The sequence below is a fragment of the Mesorhizobium sp. NPDC059025 genome (assembly GCF_042739655.1).
Lineage (GTDB): Bacteria > Pseudomonadota > Alphaproteobacteria > Rhizobiales > Rhizobiaceae > Mesorhizobium.
This window is the reverse complement of the sequence record NZ_JBHYIM010000003.1, coordinates 1-26,448: the sequence shown is the minus strand read 5'-3', so window position 1 is coordinate 26,448 and position 26,448 is coordinate 1. Positions and strand designations below refer to the sequence as shown.

Annotated in this window: 25 protein-coding genes; 16 read left to right on the top strand and 9 right to left on the bottom strand. The window is 61.3% G+C overall.

Going from position 1 to position 26,448, the window contains the following annotated elements; genetic code table 11:
• Window positions 1-168: 168 nt before the first annotated feature.
• Window positions 169-354 carry a DUF1059 domain-containing protein gene (locus ACFWYE_RS08085; protein ID WP_054310583.1) on the top strand — a complete coding sequence of 62 codons (186 nt, stop codon included), beginning with the start codon at window positions 169-171 and terminating at the stop codon, window positions 352-354.
• A gap of 108 nt (window positions 355-462) precedes the next feature.
• Here ACFWYE_RS08085 and ACFWYE_RS08080 read toward each other — a convergent pair whose 3' ends face one another.
• Genes ACFWYE_RS08080 through ACFWYE_RS08070 form a run of 3 tightly spaced genes read right to left on the bottom strand, consistent with a single transcriptional unit; the run spans window position 463 to window position 2,995 of the window.
• Window positions 463-1,731 carry a CCA tRNA nucleotidyltransferase gene (locus ACFWYE_RS08080; RefSeq protein WP_379110675.1) on the bottom strand — a complete coding sequence of 423 codons (1,269 nt, stop codon included), beginning with the start codon at window positions 1,729-1,731 and terminating at the stop codon, window positions 463-465.
• On the bottom strand, window positions 1,731-2,366 hold the full coding sequence (locus tag ACFWYE_RS08075; protein ID WP_379110673.1) for a CoA pyrophosphatase: 636 nt from the start codon (window positions 2,364-2,366) through the stop codon (window positions 1,731-1,733). Before ACFWYE_RS08075 ends, ACFWYE_RS08080 begins: the two co-directional genes overlap by 1 nt.
• Window positions 2,366-2,995, bottom strand: coding sequence for a DUF1285 domain-containing protein (locus tag ACFWYE_RS08070; RefSeq protein ID WP_379111382.1), 630 nt, complete (start codon window positions 2,993-2,995; stop codon window positions 2,366-2,368). Before ACFWYE_RS08070 ends, ACFWYE_RS08075 begins: the two co-directional genes overlap by 1 nt.
• Before the next feature lie 166 nt (window positions 2,996-3,161).
• Between ACFWYE_RS08070 and ACFWYE_RS08065 the strand changes: the two genes are divergently transcribed.
• The 5 genes from ACFWYE_RS08065 to ACFWYE_RS08045 all read left to right on the top strand — a co-directional run bounded on the left by ACFWYE_RS08065 (window position 3,162) and on the right by ACFWYE_RS08045 (window position 10,320).
• The gene (locus ACFWYE_RS08065) at window positions 3,162-4,166 is read left to right on the top strand and encodes an AAA family ATPase (RefSeq protein ID WP_379067641.1); all 1,005 of its coding nucleotides are present in this window, start codon (window positions 3,162-3,164) and stop codon (window positions 4,164-4,166) included.
• A gap of 7 nt (window positions 4,167-4,173) precedes the next feature.
• Window positions 4,174-5,091 carry a DUF58 domain-containing protein gene (locus ACFWYE_RS08060; RefSeq protein WP_379110671.1) on the top strand — a complete coding sequence of 306 codons (918 nt, stop codon included), beginning with the start codon at window positions 4,174-4,176 and terminating at the stop codon, window positions 5,089-5,091.
• Window positions 5,088-7,898, top strand: coding sequence for a DUF4159 domain-containing protein (locus tag ACFWYE_RS08055; protein WP_379110669.1), 2,811 nt, complete (start codon window positions 5,088-5,090; stop codon window positions 7,896-7,898). The genes ACFWYE_RS08060 and ACFWYE_RS08055 overlap by 4 nt, the downstream gene beginning before the upstream one ends.
• Window position 7,899: 1 nt before the next feature.
• Window positions 7,900-9,972 (top strand): hypothetical protein, encoded by a 2,073-nt coding sequence (locus ACFWYE_RS08050; protein WP_379110667.1) that lies wholly within the window; start codon window positions 7,900-7,902, stop codon window positions 9,970-9,972.
• A 147-nt stretch (window positions 9,973-10,119) separates the two neighbouring features.
• A complete protein-coding gene (locus ACFWYE_RS08045; protein WP_379067635.1) occupies window positions 10,120-10,320 on the top strand; it encodes a hypothetical protein in 201 nt (66 codons plus the stop codon).
• A gap of 353 nt (window positions 10,321-10,673) precedes the next feature.
• Here ACFWYE_RS08045 and ACFWYE_RS08040 read toward each other — a convergent pair whose 3' ends face one another.
• Window positions 10,674-10,919, bottom strand: a complete 246-nt coding sequence (locus ACFWYE_RS08040; protein ID WP_129413796.1) for a hypothetical protein — start codon at window positions 10,917-10,919, stop codon at window positions 10,674-10,676.
• A gap of 38 nt (window positions 10,920-10,957) precedes the next feature.
• The gene (locus tag ACFWYE_RS08035) at window positions 10,958-11,413 is read right to left on the bottom strand and encodes a hypothetical protein (RefSeq protein ID WP_379067633.1); all 456 of its coding nucleotides are present in this window, start codon (window positions 11,411-11,413) and stop codon (window positions 10,958-10,960) included.
• 83 nt (window positions 11,414-11,496) lie between these two features.
• On the opposite strand from ACFWYE_RS08035, the gene ACFWYE_RS08030 reads away from it, so the two are divergent.
• Together ACFWYE_RS08030 and ACFWYE_RS08025 are read left to right on the top strand one after the other, a co-directional pair.
• Complete coding sequence (locus ACFWYE_RS08030; RefSeq protein ID WP_379067631.1) at window positions 11,497-12,219, top strand: response regulator; 723 nt, start codon at window positions 11,497-11,499, stop codon at window positions 12,217-12,219.
• On the top strand, window positions 12,216-13,619 hold the full coding sequence (locus ACFWYE_RS08025) for an ATP-binding protein (RefSeq protein WP_379067629.1): 1,404 nt from the start codon (window positions 12,216-12,218) through the stop codon (window positions 13,617-13,619). The genes ACFWYE_RS08030 and ACFWYE_RS08025 overlap by 4 nt, the downstream gene beginning before the upstream one ends.
• A 57-nt stretch (window positions 13,620-13,676) precedes the next feature.
• Here ACFWYE_RS08025 and ACFWYE_RS08020 read toward each other — a convergent pair whose 3' ends face one another.
• From ACFWYE_RS08020 to choX, 4 genes are all read right to left on the bottom strand, one after another.
• Complete coding sequence (locus tag ACFWYE_RS08020) at window positions 13,677-14,141, bottom strand: hypothetical protein (RefSeq protein WP_379067627.1); 465 nt, start codon at window positions 14,139-14,141, stop codon at window positions 13,677-13,679.
• Window positions 14,142-14,349: 208 nt separating this feature from the next.
• Window positions 14,350-15,531 carry a choline ABC transporter ATP-binding protein gene (gene choV, locus ACFWYE_RS08015; RefSeq protein WP_379067625.1) on the bottom strand — a complete coding sequence of 394 codons (1,182 nt, stop codon included), beginning with the start codon at window positions 15,529-15,531 and terminating at the stop codon, window positions 14,350-14,352.
• The gene (choW, locus tag ACFWYE_RS08010; RefSeq protein ID WP_326893976.1) at window positions 15,528-16,382 is read right to left on the bottom strand and encodes a choline ABC transporter permease subunit; all 855 of its coding nucleotides are present in this window, start codon (window positions 16,380-16,382) and stop codon (window positions 15,528-15,530) included. The genes choV and choW overlap by 4 nt, the downstream gene beginning before the upstream one ends.
• Before the next feature lie 123 nt (window positions 16,383-16,505).
• Window positions 16,506-17,441: a choline ABC transporter substrate-binding protein gene (gene choX / locus ACFWYE_RS08005; RefSeq protein ID WP_379110665.1), complete on the bottom strand. Its 936-nt coding sequence runs from the start codon at window positions 17,439-17,441 to the stop codon at window positions 16,506-16,508.
• Window positions 17,442-17,648: 207 nt separating this feature from the next.
• Here choX and ACFWYE_RS08000 point away from each other — a divergent pair, with 207 nt between their 5' ends.
• The 8 genes from ACFWYE_RS08000 (at window position 17,649) to ACFWYE_RS07965 (ending at window position 26,037) form a co-directional block, all read left to right on the top strand.
• Window positions 17,649-18,260, top strand: a complete 612-nt coding sequence (locus ACFWYE_RS08000; RefSeq protein WP_379110664.1) for a thymidine kinase — start codon at window positions 17,649-17,651, stop codon at window positions 18,258-18,260.
• Window positions 18,261-18,367: 107 nt separating this feature from the next.
• The gene (locus ACFWYE_RS07995; RefSeq protein WP_379067619.1) at window positions 18,368-18,763 is read left to right on the top strand and encodes a c-type cytochrome; all 396 of its coding nucleotides are present in this window, start codon (window positions 18,368-18,370) and stop codon (window positions 18,761-18,763) included.
• A 151-nt stretch (window positions 18,764-18,914) separates the two neighbouring features.
• A complete protein-coding gene (locus tag ACFWYE_RS07990) occupies window positions 18,915-20,003 on the top strand; it encodes a hypothetical protein (protein ID WP_129413787.1) in 1,089 nt (362 codons plus the stop codon).
• 192 nt (window positions 20,004-20,195) lie between these two features.
• Entirely contained in the window at window positions 20,196-21,341 is a 1,146-nt protein-coding gene (locus tag ACFWYE_RS07985) for a hypothetical protein (protein ID WP_379067617.1), read from the top strand.
• 77 nt (window positions 21,342-21,418) lie between these two features.
• Complete coding sequence (locus ACFWYE_RS07980) at window positions 21,419-23,329, top strand: AAA family ATPase (protein ID WP_379110662.1); 1,911 nt, start codon at window positions 21,419-21,421, stop codon at window positions 23,327-23,329.
• Window positions 23,317-23,616: a hypothetical protein gene (locus tag ACFWYE_RS07975; protein WP_379110660.1), complete on the top strand. Its 300-nt coding sequence runs from the start codon at window positions 23,317-23,319 to the stop codon at window positions 23,614-23,616. The genes ACFWYE_RS07980 and ACFWYE_RS07975 overlap by 13 nt, the downstream gene beginning before the upstream one ends.
• Window positions 23,616-24,902, top strand: coding sequence for a DUF6638 family protein (locus tag ACFWYE_RS07970; protein ID WP_379110658.1), 1,287 nt, complete (start codon window positions 23,616-23,618; stop codon window positions 24,900-24,902). The genes ACFWYE_RS07975 and ACFWYE_RS07970 overlap by 1 nt, the downstream gene beginning before the upstream one ends.
• Window positions 24,903-24,915: 13 nt before the next feature.
• The gene (locus tag ACFWYE_RS07965; RefSeq protein WP_379110656.1) at window positions 24,916-26,037 is read left to right on the top strand and encodes a DUF2333 family protein; all 1,122 of its coding nucleotides are present in this window, start codon (window positions 24,916-24,918) and stop codon (window positions 26,035-26,037) included.
• The last annotated feature ends 411 nt before the right edge of the window (window positions 26,038-26,448 follow it).

Below are 26,448 nucleotides of genomic sequence, written 5' to 3'. Positions count from 1 at the left end.
CGAAACACAAGAAGTTAGAGCGTTTCCGCGTTTCCATGAAAAGCGGAAACGCTCTAGGCTGCCGCATCCCGGCAATCACAATGTCCCTGCTCCGCCGTTTTCGAAGCAACCAAAATGGCCGGCGCGTGTTATGCTGGACGTTCCAGATGACGAGATAGGAGGACTCCGATGAAGGAATTCCATTGCGGCTCGCTGGTCCCCGGTTGCGAATGGCACACCCGCGCCGAGGAAGAAGCCGAAGTCATGCGCCGGGCCGTCGAGCACATGCGCGAGACCCATGGCGAGACCATCATCCGTGAAACCATGATCGAAGCGATCCGCTCGCGCATCGACAAGGTCCGCGACGCGGCCTGACCAGGCGCGTCGAACGTCCCTAGAGCGTTTCCGTTATGAAACGCTCTAGCTTTTTTGTTTTACGCAATTCCGGACGGAAAACCGCTACGCACTTTTCCTGGAATTGCTCTAATCCGCAAGCATCTCGGCGGCGCGTTCGAGCAGCGCGCCGCGGTCGGGCTGGAAGCCCTTGCCGATCCATTCGCCTTCCAGATTTTTGAGCAGGGTTCCGAATTTCGGTCCCGGCGGCACGCCGAGGGCGGAAATATCCGCGCCTTTGATCGGAAACACCGGCTTTTCCCACTTTTCCGCAAAGCCAAGCAGGCGCGCGTAGCCGCCGACGTCGGTCAATGCCGCACTGTCATGCGCCGCAACGCGCGCACGCGCCGAGGCAAGCGACAACTTCAACCGGTCCACGACAGACTGGCGATCGCCAAGATAAAGTGTCTTGGCCAATGTGCCTTCCGTCATCTTCACCTCGATCGCCGGTGCGAGCGCCCAGCGTTGCAGCCGGTTCCCCTCATCGGTCGAAAAGCGCAACCGCTCGGCAAGGGTTTTCATGCGCGCGGCGTCCGGCGGCACGATCGCCTCCAGCCTGAGCAGCGCTTCTGCGGGCCAGCCAAGATCGCGCTCGGCGGCGACCAGCCCGTGAATGGCGTCGATGCCCCATTTCTCGCTTTCCGGCAGCACACGCGACAGCACTCCGGCCTGGCGCATCCACAGCAGCGCCCGCGAAGGGTCCGGCGCCGACAACAGCTTCTTGAGCTCTGTCCAGACGCGTTCGGCGGAGAGTTGGTCGAGCCCTTCCTTCAACCGGGCACACGCCTTCAGACCTTCCGCATCCGGACGCCCTGCCCCATACCAGGCGAAGAAGCGGAAGAAGCGCAGGATGCGAAGGTAATCTTCGCGGATGCGCTTTTCAGCATCGCCGATGAAACGCAACCGACGGGCTTCGATGTCGGCGATGCCGCCAACCAGGTCGACGATCGTGCCATTTGCCGTGGCATACAGAGCATTGATGGTGAAGTCGCGCCGTTCCGCATCCGCTTTCCAGTCGCGACCGAACGACACCTTGGCGCGACGGCCGTCAGTTTCGACATCGGCGCGCAGCGTCGTCACCTCATAGCCCTTGCCCGATGCAACCACTGTGATCGTGCCGTGGTCGATACCGGTCGGCACGGCCTTGAACCCGGCAGCGCGGGCACGCCGCATCGTCTCGTCAGGCAAGGTGGTGGTGGCGACATCGATGTCGGCCACGGGCTCGCCGATCAACGCGTTGCGTACCGCACCGCCGGCGACGCGCGCTTCCTCGCCATCGCCCGAGAGTGCTTCGAGCAACCGCTTGAGATGCTTGTCTTTGAGCCAATCGGCCTTGCCTGCGATGGAGACCTGGCTCATCAAGCATACAGCCTTTCATAAAGGGTGCGGATGATGCCGGCCGTGACACCCCAGATCCGCTGCCCATCATAGGGCATTTCATAGAAGAACCATTCGAGATCGTTCCAGAAGCGGCTGTCACGGCGATGGTTGGCCGGGTCCATCAGGAAGCTGAGAGGCACCTCGAAGGCGGCATCGACCTCGTCGCTGTTCAAGGTCAGCGAAAAACCCGGCCGCACGATCGAAAGTACCGGCGCGATGCGATAGCCGCTGCCCGAGACATAGTCGGGCATGCGCCCGATGACCTCGATGAACTCGCGTCCGAGCCCGACCTCCTCGTCGGTCTCGCGCAATGCCGCGAATTCGGCGGAGCGGTCACCGCTGTCGATGCGCCCGCCAGGAAAGGCGACCTGCCCGGTATGGCTGCGCAATGTCTCGGCACGTTTTGTAAGCAGGACAGTCGCCTGCGCACCCCGATCGACCACCGGAATCAGCACCGCCGCATCCCGCAGCGGTTCCATGCGCTTCAGGCGTGGATGCCCTGGATTGAAGCGATGGTCGCCATCCTCTTCCGGATGGATGATGAAGTTTTCCTCGCGTGCCGCTCTCGCCCGAAAATCGGCTGCCGAAAACAACGAAGGAACCGGCTGATCCATCAGCTGCTCAACTCCTCAAGCCGCGCCGCCGGCATGATCGGGTAGGTCTGTTCGTTCGAGCGCACCGCAAACATGGCAATGCCATCGACATCGATCTCTTCGCCGTGCCCGACCAGTTCATACATCACGGCACGCGACACCAGTGCCTCCAGCCGACCGCGCACCAGGACGTAGGGCTTCAGCCCGCCGGTCTCGGCCTCGTCCACGAAACGCAGCGGATTGGACGGCCCGACCTCGACGACATCGCCGACATTGGTGCGGAAGGTGATGACCTGGCCGTCTCCCGTGCCGGAGACATTGACCTCGACGGCGACAAAGGGAGCGTCGATCACCCGGATACCGACCCTTTCGACAGGCGTGACCAGATAGGTCCTGCCGTCGTCGTCCTTGCGCAGCACGGTGGAGAACAACTGCACCAGCGGCATCCGGCCGATGGGGGTGCCGAGATAGAACCAGGTGCCGTCCTGGCGGATTTCCATGTCGATGTCACCGCAAAAAGGCGGGTTCCATCGCTCCACCGGCGGCAGTCCCTTGCCGGCGCGGGTCGCGCGCGCAACCAGCGCTTCCAGCCCGCGCGCGTCGGCGACGGCGGTCAGGCTGTCAGGCGTTTGTCCGGAAGCTTCGGTCATCGTCACGAAATAGTCACTGTTGTTGCGCTTGTCAGCCTTACACGGTCAAATAAGCTCGGGGCCAGAGCCCGGCGACGGCCGAATCGCGGCATAATAAGCGCTGAGATGATGCGGGGCCCATGTTTACGACAACACGGGTGTCCCCAACGACAAGGATCGATGCCTCATGAGCGTGATGGTCAAGGAAAGCCCGATCGACGAAAAGCAGATGATCGCCGAAGCAGAAAAGGCGCTTTCCGATATCTCGCGCATCCGTGATGGCGTCGGCAAGGTTATCTTCGGCCAGGAAAGTGTCATCGAACGCACATTGGTCGCGATCCTGGCCGGTGGCCATGCGTTGCTGGTTGGCGTGCCGGGCCTTGCCAAGACCAAGCTGGTGGAGACACTGGGTGTCGTGCTGGGTCTTGATGCCCGCCGCATCCAGTTTACGCCGGACCTGATGCCTTCCGACATACTGGGTTCCGAAGTGATGGAGCAGGATGACATCGGCAAGCGCTCCTTCCGCTTCATTCGTGGCCCGATCTTCGCGCAACTGCTGATGGCGGACGAGATCAACCGTGCCTCGCCGCGCACGCAGTCGGCGCTGCTGCAGTCGATGCAGGAGTACCATGTCACCATAGCGGGTGCGCGACACGACCTGCCCGCTCCCTTCCATGTGCTCGCAACGCAGAACCCACTGGAACAGGAAGGCACATACCCGCTGCCCGAGGCACAGCTCGACCGTTTCCTGATGCAGGTCGACATCCTCTATCCCGAAATCGAAGCCGAGCGGCGCATTCTGCTTGAGACAACCGGCGTCGACGAAGCGAAGCCCGGGAATGTGCTCGACCCGGCAAGGCTGCGTGACATCCAGACGTTGATCCGCCGCATGCCGGTGCCCGAGAGCGTTGTCGAAGCGATCCTCAAACTGGTGCGGTCCGCCCGTCCGGGCCAGGGCGACGCCGAGACCGACAAGAATATCGCCTGGGGCCCGGGTCCGCGTGCCAGCCAGGCATTGACCCTGTGTGCCCGCGCCCGCGCGCTTTATGATGGGCGCCTTGCGCCATCCGTCGACGACGTCAGGGCCCTGGCGGAGCCCGTATTGCAGCACCGCATGGCGCTGACCTTTGCGGCACGCGCGGAAGGCATGAGCGTGCGCGACGTGGTGGCCAAGCTGACCAAGGGACTTTAGCGGCCTGATGGCAAGGATAGGCGAGGCACAGGCACCAGCAGCCGCGCGGGATGCGCTGGCCAGGGGACGCCTGCGTGCTTCGCTGGTGCCGGATCTGCTGATCGAGGCACGCCGCATCGTCAACACCGTGATCGCCGGCTGGCACGGTCGCCGCAAACGCGGCATCGGCGAGGATTTCTGGCAGTTCCGGCCTTATGTCGAAGGCGAAGCGATTGCCAGCATCGACTGGCGCCGCTCGGCACGTGACGACCACATCTACGTGCGCGACCGCGAATGGGAAGCGGCCCATACCGTGTGGCTGTGGGCCGATCCGTCGTCGTCAATGCTCTACAAGTCGGCGGGAGCCAAGGTTTCCAAGCAATCGCGTGCACTTGTGCTGACACTCGCCATGGCTGAACTGCTGTCGCGCAGCGGCGAGCGTATCGCCTGGCCCGGTCTCATCGACCCGTTCATCAATCGCAACGGTGCCGAGCGCATCGCGTCGCGCCTGGCGCAGGCCAGTATTTTGCCCGCAAAGCCGGATTTCTCTGGCATCCGTCGCTTTTCCGACGTCGTTCTGGTCAGCGACTTCCTCGATCCGGCCGAAGAGACGCTCGAATGGCTCGATGGTCTGGCGCGGCGTGGCGCTCGCGCGCATCTGGTCGAAGTGGTGGACCCTGCCGAAGAGACCTTCCCCTATGCCGGCCGGACGGAATTCACCGATCCTGAAACCGGCGACAAGCTGACCGCGGGGCGCGCCGAGATCCTGGCGGACGAGTATCGTAATCTCTATATCGCCCGCCGCAAGACGGTCGCCACCTGGGCGAAACGTCTGGGCTGGAGCTACACCGTCAACCATACCGACCGCCTGGCCTCGGAAGCGCTGGTCGGCCTGCATATGGCCTTGAGCTCCGACGACAGCCATCTCGGAAGGGTCGGCGCATGAGCTGGCTTCCGCTCTCATTCGGCGCGCCGATGGTGTTGTGGGGCCTGATCGTCCTGCCGATCATCTGGTGGCTGCTGCGCTTCACGCCGCCAAAGCCGCAAACGGAAGTGTTTCCACCGCTCAGGATCCTGGCCAGGGTCCTCAAATCCGATGACACGCCGAACCGCAGCCCGTGGTGGCTGACGCTGCTGCGGCTGGTCATGGCCGCCCTCGTCATCTTCGCGATCGCCGAACCCGTATGGAATCCACGCGAACGCATCCCCGTCGGCGGCAACCTGCTCGCGCTTGTCATCGACAATGGCTGGGCGAGCGCGCCGGACTGGGACAAGCGTGTCGCGACCGCCGGCCGCCTGATCAACGACGCAGAAAAGAAGGAAATGCCGATCATCCTGGCCTTCACATCGGAGAAGGCCAATCAGGACATCGGCCCCTACGGCGCCGGTGAAGCGCGCAGTCGCCTCAATGCGGTCCGGCCGCGCCCGGTGCCAGTCGATCGGGAAGGCGTCTTTCTCGCGGTCGCCAACACGATCGGCGACAAGGCCGGTGTAACTCTGGCTCTGCTGACCGATGGTCTTGCCGCGAAAGACGATGCGAAGGCCTTCGCACCACTGCTCGAACGCAAGCTTGCCAACATTGTCTGGGCCACGCCGGATCGCCTCGACATGGTCGGGCTCACAACGGCCGACAACGGCCTCGATCGTTTCAGCGTCACGGCGGTGCGCGCGCCGTCAGGTGCAACTCCTCGCTTCGTGACTGCCGGTGCTTTCGACGAGAAGGGCCGCCGCATCGGCGACGCTGCAATCACTTTTCGGCCAGGCGAAACATCGGCGTCCGGCGAGATCGTCGTTCCCTTCGAATTGCGCAACGATTTCGCGTCCATTGCACTCGACGGCGAAAATCAGGCGGCTGGCGTGAGGTTGCTGGACGGCACGGCAAAACGGCGCCGTGTCGGCTTGCTCTCCCAGGCGCCGACGGACGACACAAGACAGCTCCTCTCCCCGCTCTATTACATCCGCCGGGCGCTGGAGCCTTCGGCGGATATCATCGAGCCGAAGAGTCCGGACCTGCTGCAGGCCATTCCCGAACTGCTCGAGCAGAAGCCTGCCGTCATTGTCATGGGCGACGTCGGCACGGTGCCGGAAGCCACGCGCGAACCGTTGATCAAATGGATGCAGAACGGCGGCACATTGGTCCGGTTTGCCAGCACGCGCCTGCTCACCGCCGGCAACGACGAAGACTTGCTGCCGGTGAAACTGCGGCTGGGCGAACGTCAGCTCGGCGGCACCTTGTCCTGGACCGAACCGCAGAAGGTGACCGAATTCCCGCCAAACGGCCCCTTCGCGAAACTCGCTCCACCACAGGATGTCACGGTGACCCGCCAGATCCTGGCAGAACCGACACCCACGCTTGCCGAACGCACCTGGGCCACGCTGGCTGACGGCACCCCGCTGGTGACGGCGGATCGCCGCGGCAAGGGCGTCGTCGTGCTTTTCCACATCACGCCAGCGGCAACCTGGTCGAACCTGCCGATCTCCGGAAGCTTCGTGGAAATGCTGCGGGCGATCGTCCAGCTTTCACGCAATCAGGGTGCAGCGGGGACCGTGGAAAGCGGATCGGCTGCTTCTTTGCCGCCATACCGGATGATCGCCGCCGACGGGCAGATCGAGCCTCCCAATGGTGATGCAAAACCGCTGCAGACCGGCAAAGGACCGCTTGCCGTGACGATCGAGAACCCGCCTGGTCTTTACGGCACGGAAGATAGCGTGTTCGCGCACAACCTGCTCACTGCCGACGCCACGCTGACGCCGATCGCCAGGCCGGCGACATCGGTGCCGGTTGTCGCCGAGAGCTACGCGGTCGACGAGTCACGCGATATGAAAGGCCCGCTCTTGTTCGCTGCGCTCGCTTTGCTGATCCTCGATGGCCTCATCGTGCTGTGGCTTGCCGGCCTCTGGCGCCGGAACGCCAGGCGCATCACCACGGCGGCCGTCGCACTGATCATTCTTCCTGCGCTGTTCCTGCCGGTTCCGCCTGCGTCGGCGAACGACGCCAAGCCGGACGACCAGCAGGCAATCGAGGCCACCTCGGTCACGCGTCTTGCCTATGTCTTGACCGGCAACTCCAGCATCGATTCCGTCAGCCGGGCCGGCATGGCGGGGTTGACCCGGTTTCTGCGCGAAAAGACGGCCCTGGAACCTGGAGAAGCAACCGGTGTCAACGTTGAGAGCGACGACCTGGCCTTTTATCCGCTCATCTACTGGCCGGTCGACGCCAATGTTCCGGTACCGTCACAAGCGGCGATCGCCCGTATCGACGAATACATGAAGAATGGCGGGACGATCCTGTTCGACACGCGCGACCAGTACGCGGCGTCGATCGAAACCTCGACCAGTCCGGCAACCCTGCGCCTGCGCGAAATCCTCGGCAATCTCAACGTGCCGCCATTGGAACCGGTACCGTCCGATCACGTCCTGACCAAATCATTCTATATCCTCAACGATTTCCCGGGTCGTTTCGCGGGCAGCCCGCTGTGGGTGGAGGCTTCCCTGGAAGCGACAAATCCCGACAACCGGCCGGTGCGAACGGGCGACGGCGTCACCCCGATCATGATCACCGCCAACGATTTCGCCGGCGCCTGGGCGGAAGATGCCAGCGGCAGCCCGCTGTTGCCGACCGTGCCGTCCGACCCGATGCAACGCGAACTTGCCTTCCGCTCCGGCGTCAACATCATGATGTACATGCTGACGGGCAACTACAAATCCGATCAGGTCCACGTACCGGATCTGCTGCAAAGACTTGGGCAGTGACATGAACTGGTCGGTGGCGTTAGAACCCCTGCTCTCCTGGCCGCTCCTGGCGGCGATCCTGGCACCGCTGGCGCTTATCGCAGGTGCGGGTCTGTGGTTCCGGCAGCGCGGCGCTTTTCTGCGCCTTGCAGCGCTCGCCGCCTTTGCGCTTGCTCTCCTGAACCCTGTTCTGCTCGATGAAGAACGGGAAGCCTTGAAAAGCGTCGTGGCGGTCGTCGTCGACCGCAGCCAGAGCCAGGATATCGGCGATCGCAAGGCACAGACGGACGCAGCCCTTGCCGGCCTGAAGGAACGGATTGCCCGTTTCAAGCAATTCGACGTGCGTGTTGTCGAAGCGGGCAAGAGTGGAGCAGCCGAAGATCGTACCGAAACACGACTGTTCTCCGCCTTGAACGGCGCACTGCGCGACGTGCCGCCGTCGCGTGTTGCCGGTGCGGTCATGATCACCGATGGCGAAGTGCACGACGTGCCGGCCGGACGTTCGGAACTCAACGCGCCGCTGCATGCGCTGATCACCGGCCAGGAGGGCGAGAAGGACCGTCGTGTCCGCTTCGACAAGGCGCCCCGCTTCGGACTTGTCGGCAAACCGCTCGACATGACCTACCGCGTCATCGCCACCGACGGCCAGACCGGTCCGGTCGAAGTGCGCGTTTCCGTCAACGGCCAGCAGGTGGCCGTCGAACGCGCCTTCGTCGGCCAGGAAATGCCGCTGCAGATCACGGTCCCGACCGCGGGTCGCAACATCGTCGAGCTTGCCATTCCCAAGGAAGACGGCGAACTCACCGACGTCAACAACCGCACGATCGCGCTGGTGGACGGCATCCGCGAGAATCTGCGCGTGCTGCTCGTTTCCGGAGAGCCGCATGCCGGCGAGCGCACCTGGCGCAACCTGCTGAAATCCGACGCTTCGGTGGATCTGGTTCACTTCACCATCCTGAGGCCGCCGGAAAAGCAGGATGGAACGCCGATCAACGAGCTGTCGCTGATCGCTTTTCCTGTCCGCGAGTTGTTCGTCGAAAAGATCAACGAGTTCGATCTGATCATTTTCGATCGCTATCAGCACCGCGATGTGCTGCCGACCCTCTACTACGACTACATCACGGAATATGTCGAAAAGGGCGGCGCCCTGCTCATCGCCGCCGGTCCGGAATATGGCGGCCAGGCAACCATCGCACGCACCCCCCTGATGGGGGCCTTGCCGGGCATGCCAACGGGTGAAGTAATCGACAAGGCTTTCTACCCGCGCTTGACCGATCTCGGCCAACGGCACCCCGTTACGCGCGGCCTCGAGGGCTCCGAGCTCAACCCACCACGCTGGGGGCGCTGGTTCCGTACCATCGGTATCGACCGACCCGAAGGCGAGGTTGTCATGAAGGGCGCCGACGATCGCCCATTGCTGGTGCTTGACCGCAAGGGCGAGGGTCGCGTCGGCATGCTGCTGTCCGATCAGGGCTGGTTGTGGGCACGCGGTTTCGAAGGCGGCGGCCCCTATGTGCAACTCTACCGCCGGATCGCGCATTGGCTGATGAAGGAGCCGGAACTCGAAGAGGAACGCCTGACGACGGAAGGTCGAGGCATGACGCTCGAAGTCCGTCGCCAGACCATGAGCGAGGATCCCGGCAGTGCGCGGATCATCACCCCATCCGGCAAGGCGCTGACGATCAAGTTGCAGAAGTCGGAACCCGGCATCTTCAGCGGCAGCATCGAAGTGAGCGAGATCGGCCTCTATCAGGTCGCCAGCGGCGATCTCACCGCACTGGCACATGTCGGTCCCGTCAACGCACCGGAATTCGGCGACGTGGTTTCGACGCAGAACATCCTGAAACCCGCAGCCGAGGCCACCGGCGGCAGCGTGCGGCGCGTGGCCGCCGGGACCGGCGCTGATGTTGCCTTGCCCTCGATCGTACCGATCAGGGACCAGGCTGAAGCGGCAGGTCGTGACTGGATCGGGCTGAGGACCACCAATGACAGCGTGCTGAAAGCAGTCTCGCGTGTCCCGCTTTTCGGCGGCTTCCTTGGGTTGGGTCTGCTGCTCCTGGCGATGGGTAGCATGTGGTATCGCGAAGGCCGGTAGGACGAGAGCAAGCAGTCTCTCGCGGTTGGGCAGCCGAAACAATAACGCGCATCGGCCATCGATAAAAGGAAGGCCGCTCGCCGGATACCGGAGGCGGCCTTTCTCTTTTGCCGTCGACGCTGAGGCTCAAGCCTTTTTTGCGGCCATATGGACATGGTGCCGACGGGCATGATGCCGATGATGCTTACGGGCGTGATGCCTGCTTGCGTGATGCCTCTTGGGCGCGACGCTGTGATGACGGTGATGCTTCTTGTGCACGACATGCTTGGCGACTTCGGCTGCATTTGCCGTACCAGTCCCGAGGGCAGGAACCGCGAAGGCAAGCGCCATAGCAAGGCCGAGAGCTGAAAGGATGGACTTCTTCATGGGAGTTGTTCCTTGTTGCGCGGGCCTGTCCGGAGGCACGGCCGAGGGCCGACTGCCAGCGGTCTTCAAGAACCCTGGTGCTGGGGCGGAACAGCGGGCGGCCAATCGGGCGTGACCCGTTCTGCGCGTCGAAGCGCCTTTCCGCAGGGGCCCGCATGGCCACGGCGGGTTTTAGAACAATCCCAGGAAAAGTGCGTAGCGGTTTTCCGTCTGGAATTGCTTAGAAACAAAGGGTTAGAGCGTTTCCGCATTTCCGTGAAAAACGGAAACGCTCTGGATTGCAAGGCCGCCTTCGTGAGGGGGTTCGAAGACGGCCTCGAGGTCGCCAGGACGAATTACATCGTCTTCTTGGCTTCGGCCTTCTTGGCAGCCTTCTTGTGCTTCTTCACCTTCTTGACCGCCATCTTCTCGACCGGCTTCTTGGCAGTCGTGGTGGCGGTAGCCGCCGGGGCAGCCGCAGGGGCGGTCGTCGTGGTCGTCGCGGTCGCCGAAGCGGCGTTGGCGGCGGAGGTGCCGAGAACCGGCATCGAGAAGGCGAGAGCGACGGCGAGGCCGAGAGCGGAGAGAAGGGTCTTTTTCATGATCAACTTTCCTTTGTTCGCAGGCTGGATTTCGAGCTTCACTGGCTGGAATCGTCCGGTGTCACTCCGAGGAGCTTCAATGCGTTGGCGAAGGTCCGGATACCCTGCGCCTGCTTGTGGTCGGCACAATATCGGGTCGCCTTTTTCTGAAGCGCCTTTGCCTGGGCGACCTGCACCGCCTGGGCGTGGTTTTCGATGGCCTCGTCGAGCTGTTGACTTAGCCGGTTGCAACGTTCGCTTCGGGTGATCGCCGCTTCCGCATTCGAATGTCCGGCACCGACCATGGCGAGCGAAATGCCGAACAGCGCTCCCATCCATCGATACGAACTTCTGGGCATGGCGGGGTCCTGATCTCCCTGTTGCGAGGCGCCGCGACCGGTGTTCTGGCCGCTGCGGTTATCGTTATGCCATTGATTTTTTTCAGGAGTTTTTCTGGTTTGTTGAATTTTGTTTCTGGATTGTTTCTGCGGACATTTTGTCGATCCGCTGGCCAAGACACCTGAGCGGCCCTATCCTATATGACGCAAATCACGACCACGTGGCCGGCTGAGCGACCAGTCCAGAAGACAGGTATTGAGTGAAAACCGATCCGCATATTCTCATCGTCGACGACGACAGGGGCATCCGCGATCTGCTGCAGGAATTCTTCGAGAAACGCGGCCTGCGCACCTCGGTGGCTCGGGACGGCACCGAGATGGAAACCATCATGCGGCGTGGTCATTTCGACCTGGTCGTCCTCGACGTGATGCTGCCGGGCAAAAGCGGCCTCGAACTCTGCCGCGAACTGCGCAGTGCCAATCAGGACATCCCGATCATCATGCTGACAGCGGTCAACGAGACGACCGACCGCGTCGTCGGCCTTGAGATGGGCGCCGATGACTATCTGCCGAAACCGTTCGACCCGCGCGAATTGCTGGCGCGGATCCGGGCCGTGCTGAGGCGCAACAGCGGAGCTGTCGAAGCAAAGCGTCTGCCGCCTCGGCAGATCTACCGTTTTGCCGGCTGGACCATGGACTGTTCGCGCCGCAGCCTGGTGGCGCCCGGCGATGTGCGGGTGGAACTGACCGCCGCCGAGTTCAATCTGCTGCATACGTTCGTCAAGAGTGCTCAGCGCGTGCTGACGCGAGATCAGCTCATCGAGCTTTCGGGCGGCGATGGCGCCATCGCCTATGACCGCAGCGTCGACATCCTGGTCAGCCGGTTGCGTCGCAAGATGGAAGACGATCCGAAGACGCCGCAGCTGATCCAGACGGTACGCAGCGGCGGCTATCAGTTCATTCCCGAGACCGTCAGCGAATGAAGCGATTCCTGCCTCAGACCCTGCCGGCCTGGGTCCTGTTGGTGGTGATCGCCAGCCTGCTCGTCAGCCAGGTTGCAACCCTCTACATCGTTGCGCGCGACCGCGCCGCGGCATCCGACGTCGTCGACTACTATCGGCTCAACGATCGGGCCTTCGCCGTCGTGCAGCTGCTCTATTCGGCCACACCCGTGGACCGCAAGCGCATGGCTTCGGGGGTGGCAAGCACCAGCTATGCGCTGACGGTTTCGGACACGCCGGTCGTCGCTTCGTCGATCGCCCAGGACGATCAACTGGCGGAACTGGAAGACATCCTGGTCAGCCGCCTGTCGCGCTTCGGCGTCATCGAAGCGAGGGTGCGGCGTGACGCAGCCACCGAGTCCGAAAAGCCGCCGCGCAGGCCAGGCACCGACATCGGTCAGGTGGAAAAGGATCTGCTCACGCTCTCCGCCGGGTTTGCGCACAGCGACAAGCTGACCGCCTCGATCCAGTTCTCCGACGGTCAATGGTTGAACTTCACCGAGCCGATCATCCCGCCGGGACCGGTGCTGAGCCCGGAGAGCCTGCCGCTCTACGGCATCATGGCCGGACTGGTGGTGGTGATGTCGGTCTGGTCCATCCGCCGCCTGACCGCACCTTACAGGATCATGGAAACGGCGGTGAAGCGCATCAGCAAGGATCTGAAAAGTCCTGCGATATCCGAAGCCGGCAGTCGTGAGATCAGGACCGCGGCGCGCGCCATCAATGTGATGCAGTCGCGGCTGCGCGAATATGTCGAGGACCGCGAACAGCTGGCGGCTGCGCTGGCGCACGACCTGCGCACCCCGCTCACGCGCATGCGCCTGCGGCTTGCGCTGCTGCGCAAGTCAAAGCTGCGCGAAGACCTTGCCAGGGACCTCGGCGATATCGAGGACATCGCCCGCTCGGTCATCGACTTCGCCACCTTCGAGGTGGCTGAAGAGAAAAGCGAGCGCATCGATTTCGTATCCCTTGTGGAGTCGATTGCCGATGGCTTCCCGGAAGTGACGTTGGATGACAACGGACTGCCTTCGCGTGAGTTGATCTGCAGGGCGAGACCTGTCGCACTCAGGCGATGCGTCACCAACCTCGTCCAGAATGCGGTGACCTATGGTCAGCGGGCGCAGCTCAGTCTGCACCATTCGGACAACCAGATTGCCCTGGTCATCCGGGACGAAGGCCCCGGCATACCGCAGGCCAAGCTTGATGCCGTGTTCAGCCCGTTCATCCGGCTGGAGAAATCGCGCAATCGCGAGACGGGTGGCCTCGGCCTGGGGTTGACGATCGCCCGCAACATTGCACGCGCCGCGGGCGGCGAGATCTATCTGTCAAACCATCCCCAGGGTGGACTTCAGACAGAACTTCGCCTGCCACTCGCCACATAAGGCCGAGGGTAAAAAGCTTGGCTGTCGGTTGTCGGTCAACAAGCGGATATTCGACGCTTATAAAGTTCGTGTTGCCGGCAGGCGGCGGAAATACGCACTGGCGTCGCTGCGGTAGGCGAGGATGACGCCACCCCAGACAGCCACGAGATGCAGGACGCGGCTGATGATCATCGACCACATCGCCAGCCCGGCATCACTGAGGAAGTTCAGTGCGTCGCCTCCATCCGCGCCCCACATGATCGGTTCCAGTACCAGGGAAAGCGTACCGAGGCCGCCATAGATCAGCGCCAGCAGGTGACGCGCGACATTCGAGCCGCGCCGCATGAAAGTCGCCAGCGAAAACAGCAGCACATAGGCACAGGTGCGGACTGCAAGCTCGGTGCCGCTCTCGGAAAGAGCCTGCATCGGTCCGCGTGGATCACTCAGGAAACGCGCCGCCAGTTCGGTCAGCGCTGTGATGATCGCGACAATCCAGAACCAGTACGCCATACGAACTGAAGCGGGAGCATTCCGGGTACTCATCTCATTCCCTCCCAGGAGACCGGACGAGCGATATGGGTCACATTCCAAAGCCAGCAAGCCTCTCCTGCCCCGATGGACCACCGGGTCAGGAAGCCTGGCACAATATGCTTATATTCGAAAATACCGGCGGAACCCGCCCGCAACGAATTTCAGAAACGATACGGCCTGCCCGACGTTCCTTTCGTTTTCACGGAAGCGGGGAATTGCTCTAGCGTCGCAGGACAGCCGAGAGCACGTCGCGGATACCGATGGCGCCGACGAACCGCGACTGGTCGTCGAACAGCGCCACCGGCGCTGTCTGCGAACGATGCATCGCAAGCATCACCGTCTTGAGCGACGTTCCAGGTGTCGCCCAGAATACCTGCGATGCCTCGTCGGGCTGGCGCTCCACGTCCGCACAGGAAATCCACACCGCCGGCTTGCCGTCACGCTCCGCGGCAGCCACCAGTCCGTGGCTGTCGATCTTGAACCGGGTCGTCTTGCGCCGGTCGAGCCAAATCCAGCCATCATCGGTGGTTTCCAGGTCCCGGCGATCGCGCATGACGTTCCAGGCGGTGAGCACGGAGAGCGGATTCACGTTGGAAATGAATTCGCGCACATAGTCGTTGGCCGGCTTCAGCACGATGTCTTCCGGCGGGCCGGATTGCACGATGCGGCCGCCTTCCATGATGGTGATCGTGCTGCCGATCTTGAGCGCTTCCTCGAGATCGTGGCTGACGAAGATGATGGTCTTCTTCAGCGTCTTCTGCAGTTGCAGCAACTCGTCCTGCAGCTTGGTACGGATCAGCGGATCGAGTGCCGAGAACGGCTCGTCCATCAACAGGATCGGTGCTTCGGTGGCAAAGGCGCGTGCCAGGCCGACACGCTGCTGCATGCCGCCGGACAGCTCGTGTGCGTACTTTTTCGCCCATGGATCGAGGTTGACCAGCTTGAGCTGCTTTTCCACACGCGTCTTGCGTTCGGCTTCCGGCACACCGGCAAGCTCGAGGCCCAGACCGACATTCTCCTCCACCGTGCGCCAGGGCAGAAGGCCGAATTGCTGGAACACCATGGCCACCTGGTGCTGGCGCAACTGGCGCAATGTCGCCTCGTCGCAGGAGACGACATCGACCATGCCGTCACCGTTCTTCACCATCACCTGGCCGCGGCTGACGATGTTGAGCCGGTTGACGGCGCGCAGCAGCGTCGACTTGCCGGAACCCGACAGCCCCATCAAGACGGAGATTTCGCCCTCGTTGACGGTGAGGTTGGCTCCGGCACAGCCCAGCACATTGCCGGTCTGCTCCAGGATCTCGGCGCGGGTCGCCCCCTTGTCGACCATCGCCAGCGCATCGCGCGTATCCGGGCCGAAGACGATGTCGACATTCTTGAAATCGACGGCGATGGTCATTTCTTGCCTCCCACGCCGATACGCGTCATGCGGTCGAGCACGATTGCCAGCACCACGATGGCAAGACCGGCTTCAAGTCCGAGGTCGATCTTGCGCGAACCGAGCGCGCGGTTGATTTCTGTTCCGAGACCTCCGGCACCGATCAGCGCCGCGAACACCACCATCGACAGCGACAGCATGATGCACTGGGTCAGCCCGGCCATGATGGTCGGCAACGCCGCCGGCAGTTCGACTTTCCACAGAAGCTGGCGCTTGGTGGCGCCGAAGGCTTCGCCAGCTTCGATGATCGCTTTCGGCACCGAAGTGACACCGAGATGGGTAAGGCGAACCGCAGTCGGAATGACGAAGATGATGGTGACGATAAGGCCCGGCGCGTTGCCGAGTCCAAACAGCGTAAGCACCGGGATCAGGTAGACGAAGGTCGGCAGCGTCTGCATCAGGTCGAGTACCGGCAGCATGACCCTGTAGACCTTTGGCTTGTGCGCCGCCCAGATGCCGAGCGGCACGCCGATCGCCATCGAGGCGGCAGCGGCAGCCACCACCAGTACGAGTGTTTGTACGGTCTGCTTCCACAGGCCTTGGTTGATGATGAAAAGCAGGCTCAGAAGAACGCCGATCGCCAGCGCCTTCGAGCGCTGCAGCCACCATGCGAGCAGCGCGATCAGCAGGACGACGACCACCGGCGGCATCATCAACAGCAGATTGACGATACCATCGAGCAGCGTGTTCAGCCCGTTCGAGAAACCGCGGAAGATGGTGTTGAAGTTGTCGGTTAGGAACGTGAAGAACGCTTTTCCCCACAAGCCGACCGGTATTTTCCAAGCGACCAGGAAATTCGAAACGGGATCCATCTGCCCTCCCTCGTCATGCCTCCGTCCCACCCTCGGGGCATTGTTATCTTGTCACAGCCTGCAAAAAAGGGCAGCCCCCGACGGGCGGCCGCCCTATCACGTCGCCCGCTAGAGCGATTTCGGTCAGCCGCCTATCGCGCTCTTCACGGCAGCAGCAGCATCGCCACCATCAAAGGTCGTCACGCCGGCAAGCCAGGGCGTTGCGGCGTCCGGGTTCTTTTTCAGCCAGTCCTTTGCGACGTCGTTGGCGTTGCCGCCCTTGAGGATTCCGTCCATCATCTGGCCTTCCATATCCAGATTGAACTTCAGGTTCTTGATGAAGGCGCCTGCATTCGGGCATTCCTGCAGATAGCCCTTGCGAACATTGGTCGAGACGGTCGCCGCGCCGAAGCCCGAGTCACCCATGCCATCGAGATAGGTGATCTTCATGGCACCCATCACCGGATGCGGCGTCCAGCCGAGGAAAGCGATCCATTTGTTGTCCTTCATCGACTGCTCGGCCTGCGTCAGCATGCCGGCTTCCGAGGATTCGACCAGTTCGAAGCCCTGCAGGTTGTCGGCCGGATTCTTGATCATGTCGAGGATGATGCGGTTGCCGTCATTGCCAGCCTCGATACCGTAGATCTTGCCCTCGAACTTGTCCTTGAATTTGCCGAGGTCGGTCAGCGTCTTCACGCCGCCTTCGGCAACATAGGTCGGCACGACGATGCCGTAGCCTGCACCCGAAAGGTTCTCGGAAATGGTCTCGACCGAACCGTCAGCGGTATAGTCCTTGATGTCGTTGGTCATCGACGGCATCCAGTTGCCGAGGAAGACGTCGAGGTCCTTGTTTTTCAGCGAGGCATAGGTGACCGGCACCGAGAGCTGGATCACCTCCGGCTCGTAGCCGAGCGCAGTGAGCAGCACGGATGCAACGCCCGTGGTAGCCTGGATATCGGTCCAGCCGACATCCGACAGGCGTACTTTCTTGCAGCTTGCGGCGTCGCCGGCAAATGCCGCGCTGGTGGACAGCAAGGCAGCCAGGCCGAATCCTGCGACGATAGACTTCATGCGCAACATGAACTTTCTCCCATTGTGTTTGTTTGGCGAAGCGGATTCCTGCGCCTGGCCTTGTTGTGTCAGCCAAACACCATTCTTGTGTTGTTTCAAGCACCAGGAGATACGATTGACGGCGCGCATTGGCCGATCAGCGACACGGCCAAGCTTTTTTGGTGGAAGGTCCGAAAGCACCTCTCCCCGCCGCCCTCAACTTCTGCATAAAGGGTCATGGCCAAGCTCTACTTCAATTACGCAACCATGAACGCCGGCAAGACCACCATGCTCTTGCAGGCTTCCTACAACTATCGCGAAAGCGGCATGACGACGATGCTGTTCGTGGCCGGCCACTATCGCAAGGGCGACACGGGTTTCATTTCCTCGCGCATCGGCCTGGAAGCCGAGGCGGAGATGTTCCGTGGCGGCGACGACCTCTACGCCCGCATCGCCGAGCACCACGGGCACACCACCGTGCATTGCGTCTTCATCGACGAGGCACAGTTCCTGGAAGAAGATCAGGTCTGGCAACTCGCCCGTGTTGCCGACCGGCTCGGCATTCCGGTGATGTGTTACGGATTGCGCACCGACTTCCAGGGCAATCTGTTCACCGGTTCGCGTGCGCTTCTGGCCATCGCCGACGACCTGCGCGAGGTGCGCACCATCTGTCGCTGCGGCCGCAAGGCGACGATGGTCGTGCGCCTCGGCCCCGACGGCAAGGTTGCCCGGCAGGGCGAGCAGGTGGCGATCGGCAAGGACATCTATGTTTCGCTTTGCCGTCGTCACTGGGAAGAAGAGATGGGCCGCGCGCAACCCGACGATTTCATCGGCTTTTCGCGTCCCTGAGACGCATGTTTGCGACTTGGGCTACAAGCTGCGGCCAAGAGTACTATGGCCGTTCGCCGGCAGCTGCTGATACGCTGACGGCGTCACTGTCCATCCGAGGAACGATCATGAAATGCCAGGCACTCGGCCCAGCCATCGCCATTCTCACCACGCTTTTTGCCCTGCCCGCGCTCGCCGACGGTGATGCGGTCGCTGGCAAGAAGGTGTTCAACAAGTGCATGGCCTGCCATGACGCCACATCGGAAAAGGACAGGCTCGGGCCGCATCTGATGGGCGTCTTTGGCCGGACCGCCGGCACTGCACCAAGCTATCTCGCCAAATATTCGCAAGCCATGAAGGACGCTGGCGCAGCGGGCCTGGTCTGGAACGACACCTCGCTGGCCGAATATCTGCGCAGCCCGAAACAGAAGGTTCCAGGCAACAAGATGGCTTACATGGGCCTGAAGGACGATGCCGAGATCGCCAATGTCATCGCCTATCTGAAAGCCGATCCAAAGCCTTAGTCCAAAGGCAATTGTCGTGTGCATCGCTGCCGGCAACGATCACCTCCGCAGCGAAAGCAACGCATGTGTCTTTCAATCGCCAATCGCCCCACATATATTCGCCGCAGGCTGCCACGCGCAGTTTTGGGTTTGCCACCGCTAGGGGGATCTGATGGCGACATTGCAGAACTTCGACACCGAAATCGCCAAGACCAGGCAGGTCGTCGAGGACATGCGTTCAAAGATCGAGCAGTCCGGTACGGTGCTCGACACGCTCGCCAAGGCCGATCAAAAGATCGGTGACGCCAATTTCGACATTGAGAACGCCCGCATCCAGGACGTTCTCAAGCAGCAAAAGACGATGGAAGCCAACATCGCCGATCTCATTATCGGCCTTGAAGACGCGACCAATGTCTTCGGCTCCGAATTCGAAAGCATGAAGAACTACACCGGCTGGGAGAGCTTCGTCGGCATCTTTTCAGCGCAGAAGAAGCAGCGCATGCGTACCGACCGAGTACGCAACATGTCGCTCGCCGGCAACCTGCAGGAGCTTCTGGCCAAGTCCGACACGATCGTCGGCATCCTGAAAGCGCAGAAGGAAGTGCTCGACCAGCGCTACAAGACCTCCGAGACCAGCCTTTCGCAGGTGATCGAACGTCGCAAGGCGACCATGGCCGAACTCGAGGCCGTCCAGAAGCGTATCCAGGAGCTGAACCCGCTGCTGCTGGACATCGAAAACAAGATCGCCGCCTCGACCAGCCAGAAGGAGCGCACCGCGCTGGAGAGCGACCGCACCAAGCTCGCCACGGAATACAACGAGCGTCAGGCCAAGGAACAGGAATTGCTCGCGGCCAGCCAGACGCTGGAACGCTATACGTCGATGTTCCAGACCTTCGTGGACTCGCTGAACAATCAGATTGCCGCACAGTCGACGTTGATCAACAAGCTGACCATCGATACCGAACAGCGCATCGTACTCTACAAGGCGCTGGAGGATTCGTTGAAGACGGCCGCCCAGCAGGATGTCGCGCACAAGATCAACACGCTGGGCTCGCAGGTGGACACCACCGCTGAAGAGACGATGGCCGGGATTGGCGCCGCCGCCCAGAAGCACATTGGCGACCTGCTCGAAATGCACGAGAAGAACATGGTCGCAACCGCCGACATCCAGCGCCGCAAGAAGCTGGCCGACGATGCCTTTGCCCGCCGCTTCGACGAAGTCATGAAGAAGCACAATTCAGCGAACTATGTTCAGTCCTGACCTTAGAGCGTTTCCGTTTTTCAAGGAAACGCGGAAACGCTCTAACTCTTTGTTTTTGCGCAATTCCGAACGGAAAACCGTGCACACTTTTCCTGGAATTGCGCTAGCCCGGCAGGACAGTTCACCTTCATCCATGCCTTTTTGTAACCCCACCAATTGTTTGGCTCCCCTGACACGGAAGGGAGCCAAGGCATGAGCATCGAAACCGATGCGGCCGAGCGCTATTTCTCGGCTATAACGGCCGCCTTGTCCGGTCTCGAGATCTTCATGCGCGACGATCGCTCGCCGCTTTACCGGCATGGCATCGTCGCCAAGATCGTGGCCGAGTACATAAGCCGTCTCGACAAGTCCTTCACCTGCTGGCGCAACCGTCTCGGCTTCATGGAGACTTTCAAGATCTCCCGCGCCGAAAGCGGCTATCCGGTCTTTCAGAACCTGCTTGAGCTGGAGAACGACCGACGCCAGGCCGACAGCCGGCTGGCCACCATTCCGTCAGCGCGCGAACTGCGCGCCGAAATGGCCGACTTCATCCTGCGCCACAAGGAATTTCCGACGACGCTGCAGAAGTCGATGGCGGAGCGGCTTTACCTGGAAGACATCAAGAGCGGCGAGACCTTTGGTCCCTTTACGCTGGCACAGACCGCCAAGGTCTCGGTCAATCCGAAGTCCGGCCTGCCCTATTATCTGGTGCATTGGGCAAGTTTCGACGGCACCGCCAACCTGCCGCTGGTCTATATGGTGACAGTGGAGGATTCTTCTGATGACGTCGTGCGCCAGTTGGTCGGCAAGGATGGTCGACTCAATGAAAAGGTCGAGATCCCGCTGCCCGTGGACGGCTTGCTGAACCCTGATCTCGCACGGCGCTTTGACGACTTCACCGAAAAGAACTCGTCCTATTCGCTGTCTCCGCTGACGATCGCCGTCAATCTCGACAAGGATTTCGAGCCGCTGCATCCCAAGCAGTTGCGGCGCGTGGTTCTTGGCCCCTTTTATTCCGCCGGCATCACCGACAACAACTCGACGGTGACCGAGGTGCTGGCCAAGGTGCGCAAGCCGGAAAACGCCTGGCTGCTCACCTGGACGATCCAGGAGGTCTATTCGAAAGGCGAAAAGCCCGGCCGCCGCGGCCTTTTCTCCAGCGAGAAGACCACTCAGGAATTCTTCATCAACACCGACGACCTGGAAGCGACGCGTCAGGGCGTTTCCAGTTTCGAAAACCATGCGCTCGTGCCGCATGAAGCCTATCAGGCGCTCTATGCGGCCGGCGAAGCCCAGAAGATATTCAACGGCTACAAGGTGCACATCCTGTCTGGCGGGCGGGTGATTTCGGACGTCTAAGCAAGCCCAGGCTTTTCAGAACTGGATCATGCGACGACAACAACGAGCCTGACCGAGACTACGTAACGAGGGATCGAATGGACACCGGGCTTACCACCATTCCCGAGGCCGACATCGAGAAGCACCGCGCGACCGCGCAGAGCTTCATCAACCGCATCGTCGTACTGGAGGATTCGTCCGGCGAATCCGGCACTGCGCTTGCCGGCACGGGTCGCCGCTTCGTCTCCACGGTTTCGACCGGATCGCTGCGCAAGACGCGCGAGGTCGAATTGCAGAAGACAGTGGCCTCCATCCGGCCGGACGACCAGTTGATGTCGATCCCGCAACACACGCTGCTCTACCGTGCTCGACGCGGCATTGCCGTGGCATTGGCGGTTTCGGACATCTTTGCGCGCTCGACCGACCTTGAAGGCCTGCAGGCACAAAACGCGCGTTCGCCGCTCGAGGGTGACCCAGCCACGCAATTCAAGAAGCTGCTTTCCGCTTCCGCCTATGTCGCCGCTTTCGCTTTTGCTTCCTATCTGGCTCAGCTCATCGACAGCGATGGTGAGGCGCCGAACGACATTGCCGAACCCGACTTTCTGTTCGACACGCCGCAGGATGCGGTGAAATCTCTTGTTGCAGGCCTCGACAGGGCGCTCGCCGGTACCAGGGACGACGCCGATCTCTTGACCCGTGCGAAGAGCTTCGCGCGCGTCGCCATCGATGGCCTGCTTGCACGCAAGGCCCGCTTCGACGGGCTTGGGGCCTTCGAGAACACACATCTTCGCATCGACACCGACGACTTCACCATCGACGGCTTCGATGTCGCGCCCGGCAAGAAGTCGAAACCGCTTGTGATGACCTTCAAGAAGCCCGAAGAGGTCGTCGGCAATCACATCGCCAAATACCAGTCGGTGAAGCTGGCCAAGATGCTGATGGCCTACGACTTCGACCGGGAGCTGAACCCGTTTGTCGAACTCGGCGGCTTCCTTTTCACCTTCATCGGCGACGGAGCACCGGGCACCGGCAAGACCACGCTGATCCAGATGATCGCCGGCCTGGTCAACGACTACTGCAAGGTCGCCGGTTATGCTTTCGCCTACGAGAATTTCGGCGTCGACCAGATCTCGTCCTACCAGGGCAAGTCCGGCCAGAACTGCCGGCAATTCATCAACAATGTGCTCAATCCGCGCGCGATCGGCTTCGGCACCATCGACGATATCGACCAGGTGGCGGCCAAGCGTTCCGACGACCGTGCTTCCGCCGGCCAGCAGGAAATCACCGGCGTCCTGATGGACGCCTTTGCCGGCGCCGGGACAGTGGTGCGCGGCAACTGCGCCTTCGGCATGTTTTCCAACTATCCCGAAAATGTCGACGACGCATTGCGCCAGCGCGCCGGCGCCCGCTGGCTGGTCGACGGCCCGCAGACCCGCGACGATTATATCGACATCTTCGTGCTGCTTGCCGGCAAGAACCACAAGATTCCGCTCGGCGACCACAAGCTTTATGCCGCCCAGGAGATCCAGCGCGCCGTGGCGGAGGCCTATGAAGGCCATGACAAGCCGCACGAGGACGGGCTGCTGAAAGTCTATGACCGCTTCATCAAGGAAAGCGGCGAACCGAAGACGCTGGAAGATGTCGGCAGCTACCTGCACCTGATCAAGCAGGCCGAGCCGCGCTTTACCGGCCGCGCCATCAAGAACGTCACCGACGCCATCAAGATGCGTGCCATGGACATCGAATTGCCCGACGAGTGGTTCGAAAAGCCGGAAGCCTTCATGCACAAGAGCTACGACGACAAGAAGGCGATGATCGAGGAGTTGCGCCGTCCGTTCGACATGGACGTTATCATGCAGGAGATCAACCGCTACGCCGATTCCGAATTCCGCTACGCCGACAAGTCCGATGATGCCGCGGTCGACAGGCTGCTGCGCGACGCCCGCCTGCGCGAACGGGCAGCCAGGGAAATGGAGGAATTGAAGAAGAAGGGGCTGTGGGCAAACTGATGGACGCGATGTCAGATTTTTACATGCACTATGTCCGGCAGAACATGTTTTTCATGCTTCTCATCGTGCTTGCTGTCGCGACATATCGCAATCGCGAGGCATGCAAGGAGTTCACTGTCGCCTACATGTCCGCTCGTGGCACGCCTATGGAGTTGACAGGCGCCAACCCCAATTTTTTCCGCTTCTGCAAAGCAGCGCTCGTGCTGTTTTGGCAATATGCCAAATGGATGTTGGCCTTCGGAATACCGGCCACCATGTTGGATATGACACTGGGCCCTCAAATCTGATGGACCTCCTGCGCGACAACGAGCTCATCTACGGCCGCCTGCTGCCGATCGACGAGTTGCATCTCATCGACCGTTACAACAAGGCGCTGAAGGCGTTCGGCTTCAAGCCGACCAGGCTGAAGAGCTTTCACGTCGACCGCACCGGCTTCTCGCCCGAGATCGCAGAGGAATGCGGCGACTATGACTATCTCGATCCCAACGGTATCAATCGCCGGTTCATCATCCTGACCCCGTCGCAAATCGACTTGCCGGTGGTGCACACGGCATTCTCGAACACCTCGCAGCTGATGTTCGAGTTCATGTCGAAGAACAGCCGCGCCATCGATGCGCTGACCATCAAGGACGTCATCTATGGTGAGATAGAGGATTCGGTCTCGACGGTGAACGACATCGAGGACCTGCTTTCCATCAACCAGGTGGAATTCCGTGTCCTTTCGGCCGAGGACGTTCTCGGCAAGGCTTCGGAACTGGGCACGCTGGTCGACCGACTGAAGCAGGAACCCGACGCCTGGCGTGACAACAAGATGCTGGAGCGCATGGTGGAACTGGCCAAGGTCACCGGCGACATCCGCGAAAACGCGCTGGTGCCCGACCAGGTCATTTTCCGCCACAACGCCTATTGGACAAGCCATTTCGGCGGGCTCTACGTTTTCGTCGACCCCGATGTGACCACCGTCATCGGCGACCCTGCCGCACCGGGATTCCGGCGCTCCCGGCCATGGCAGGTGAGCTACCTGTCGATCAAGGATCCTGACGCCGTCTTCCGTTTCCTCGCTTCGAGCGGCCGTATCGAACTGCCGCGCGCCTCGTGGATCGAAAGCTCAGGCTATCTCGAGCACCGCGCCGAAATGGTGGTGCGCAACCTGATCTGGCAGTCCGATCCGGATCGCAATCTGTCCAGTGTCGACAAGGTCTGGTTGCAGACGTGGATCCACAACAATGCTTCAACGATCAACCGTGACGGCGATTTCCCCTTCCTGAATGCCGCCAAGCGTGAGATCGGCCAACTCGGTCAGCTCAGGATCGAGGATGTGCAACCTCGGCAGCGCTTCCTCGTCGTGCGCGCGAAACCAAGGCATGCCGACGCCTGGCTGACCAACCGGTTGATCTCGGATTTCGTACCGTCGGATTTCGTTGCCCGGTACGTCTTCAACAAGCAAGGTTTCTACAAGGACTATGAAGGCTTCAGCGAGGCCTGGCGGTCCCATGTTGTCGACGTCCTGAAAACCACATATCTCAGGGACAAGGAGACGTTCAGAAACCGTCTCTACGGCCTGACCGACTAGGGGGTGCCACGGCATGCTAGATCCGATCGTGAATTTCATCACCCGGATATTCCAGTGGATCGGCCGAGGCATTGGCCTGCTGATCGGTATCATCCTGTGGCCGTTCATGTGGGTGGGCCGTTGGTATTTTCGGCGCGGCTGGATCCTGAAGACGCTGGTGGGCGTCGGCCTGCTCATCCTGCTCGGTCTTTATGCCAACTTCTTCTACGCGACGCAGTGGTGGAACAATTTCGACCCGAACTACGTCGACAAGTACAAGTTCGAGAGCCGCAACGTATCGGCCGGTGAACAGGTGACCGCCGGTGGCGGCACCGACACGACCAAATCATGCGGGCGCTCTGCGATTGCGGACGTCGCGGCCGACCTGACCGATTTCAACGTGAACCAGAACGCCTGGATCTCGTCGATGATCCTCTACAAGGTCGGCCTGTTCGGCTATGATTGGGACAAGACGCCGTTCATGGACAACAAGGCCTCGTTCCAGCGCGGCATCAACCAGGCGGTGCGGCGCACCGCCACCGAACTCGCCGACAATATGGGCCGCGTGCGCACCACCTCGCAGATCGACGGCGACCTGCAGGATGCACGCGGTAATCTGCAGTTCGACGAATATACCTGGTATTTCGGCTTGAGCCCGTTCGGCCCCAAGACGCCGACGCCGAGCTATTACCGTGATGCCATCAAGAAGCTGCGTGCTTTCAATGCCAGGCTAGGCGCCTGCCAGGCGGTCTTCGACGCCCGCGCCGACAATCTCAAGCAGTATCTCGACCGCATCGCATCCGACATCGGCTCGACCTCGGCAATCCTCAAGGACCGGGCGGAGAACTACAATTACGGTTTCTTCGATCCGCGTGCGGATGATCGTTTCTGGTTCGCCTACGGCCAGCTCTATGCCTATTACGGATTGATGATGGCGGCACAGGCCGACTACGAGGACGTGCTCAAGCAGAAGAATCTCAAGAGCCTGTGGGACACGATGGATGCCCAGTTCGTCTCCGCCCTGCGCATTCAGCCATGGCTGATCGCCAACAGCGACGAAACAGGCATCTTCGCCACGCATCTGACGACGATGGGCTTCTATGTCCTGCGCGTCCGCTCGAACCTGGTCGAAATCAGCAACGTGCTGGCGCAATAGCGAATAGCGAATAGCGAATAGCGAATAGCGAATAGCGAATAGCGAATAGCGAATAGCGAATAGCGAATAGCGAATAGCGAATAGCGAATAGCGAATGAAGTTAGCCGGTTGTGGTTATGTCGCAAGCTGGCTGGCTGAGATCGTCATGCTTTCCTCTATTCGCCACCCGCCGTTCACTATTCGCTCCCGACAGACCTGTCGCATTTCGCGTATTGCGCGGCTGTTTTGAGACGGCGGGAACGCCCCACACTCGGCTTCTATGCCGCGCGACACCGACGGCGAATGCCTCGCCTGATGATTTGGGAGATCACCGGATATGGCCGAGTACAAGAGTGACATCGAGATCGCGCGCGGCGCGAAGAAGCAGGCGATCCAGGCGATCGGCGAGAAGATCGGCATTCCGAGCGAGCA

Excerpts from the sequence above, each read along its gene's own strand:
- ACFWYE_RS07980 (WP_379110662.1), top strand. The coding sequence starts at position 21,419 with ATGGACACCGGGCTTACCACCATTCCCGAGGCCGACATCGAGAAGCAC.
- ACFWYE_RS08055 (WP_379110669.1), top strand. The coding sequence starts at position 5,088 with ATGAGCTGGCTTCCGCTCTCATTCGGCGCGCCGATGGTGTTGTGGGGC.
- ACFWYE_RS08045 (WP_379067635.1), top strand. The coding sequence starts at position 10,120 with ATGGACATGGTGCCGACGGGCATGATGCCGATGATGCTTACGGGCGTG.
- ACFWYE_RS08075 (WP_379110673.1), bottom strand. The coding sequence starts at position 2,366 with ATGGATCAGCCGGTTCCTTCGTTGTTTTCGGCAGCCGATTTTCGGGCG.
- choW (WP_326893976.1), bottom strand. The coding sequence starts at position 16,382 with ATGGATCCCGTTTCGAATTTCCTGGTCGCTTGGAAAATACCGGTCGGC.
- ACFWYE_RS08020 (WP_379067627.1), bottom strand. The coding sequence starts at position 14,141 with ATGAGTACCCGGAATGCTCCCGCTTCAGTTCGTATGGCGTACTGGTTC.
- ACFWYE_RS08050 (WP_379110667.1), top strand. The coding sequence starts at position 7,900 with ATGAACTGGTCGGTGGCGTTAGAACCCCTGCTCTCCTGGCCGCTCCTG.
- choV (WP_379067625.1), bottom strand. The coding sequence starts at position 15,531 with ATGACCATCGCCGTCGATTTCAAGAATGTCGACATCGTCTTCGGCCCG.
- ACFWYE_RS08060 (WP_379110671.1), top strand. The coding sequence starts at position 4,174 with ATGGCAAGGATAGGCGAGGCACAGGCACCAGCAGCCGCGCGGGATGCG.
- ACFWYE_RS07985 (WP_379067617.1), top strand. The coding sequence starts at position 20,196 with ATGAGCATCGAAACCGATGCGGCCGAGCGCTATTTCTCGGCTATAACG.
- ACFWYE_RS07970 (WP_379110658.1), top strand. The coding sequence starts at position 23,616 with ATGGACCTCCTGCGCGACAACGAGCTCATCTACGGCCGCCTGCTGCCG.
- ACFWYE_RS08065 (WP_379067641.1), top strand. The coding sequence starts at position 3,162 with ATGAGCGTGATGGTCAAGGAAAGCCCGATCGACGAAAAGCAGATGATC.
- ACFWYE_RS07995 (WP_379067619.1), top strand. The coding sequence starts at position 18,368 with ATGAAATGCCAGGCACTCGGCCCAGCCATCGCCATTCTCACCACGCTT.
- choX (WP_379110665.1), bottom strand. The coding sequence starts at position 17,441 with ATGTTGCGCATGAAGTCTATCGTCGCAGGATTCGGCCTGGCTGCCTTG.
- ACFWYE_RS08025 (WP_379067629.1), top strand. The coding sequence starts at position 12,216 with ATGAAGCGATTCCTGCCTCAGACCCTGCCGGCCTGGGTCCTGTTGGTG.
- ACFWYE_RS07965 (WP_379110656.1), top strand. The coding sequence starts at position 24,916 with ATGCTAGATCCGATCGTGAATTTCATCACCCGGATATTCCAGTGGATC.
- ACFWYE_RS08085 (WP_054310583.1), top strand. The coding sequence starts at position 169 with ATGAAGGAATTCCATTGCGGCTCGCTGGTCCCCGGTTGCGAATGGCAC.
- ACFWYE_RS08080 (WP_379110675.1), bottom strand. The coding sequence starts at position 1,731 with ATGAGCCAGGTCTCCATCGCAGGCAAGGCCGATTGGCTCAAAGACAAG.
- ACFWYE_RS07990 (WP_129413787.1), top strand. The coding sequence starts at position 18,915 with ATGGCGACATTGCAGAACTTCGACACCGAAATCGCCAAGACCAGGCAG.
- ACFWYE_RS08070 (WP_379111382.1), bottom strand. The coding sequence starts at position 2,995 with ATGACCGAAGCTTCCGGACAAACGCCTGACAGCCTGACCGCCGTCGCC.
- ACFWYE_RS08040 (WP_129413796.1), bottom strand. The coding sequence starts at position 10,919 with ATGAAAAAGACCCTTCTCTCCGCTCTCGGCCTCGCCGTCGCTCTCGCC.
- ACFWYE_RS08000 (WP_379110664.1), top strand. The coding sequence starts at position 17,649 with ATGGCCAAGCTCTACTTCAATTACGCAACCATGAACGCCGGCAAGACC.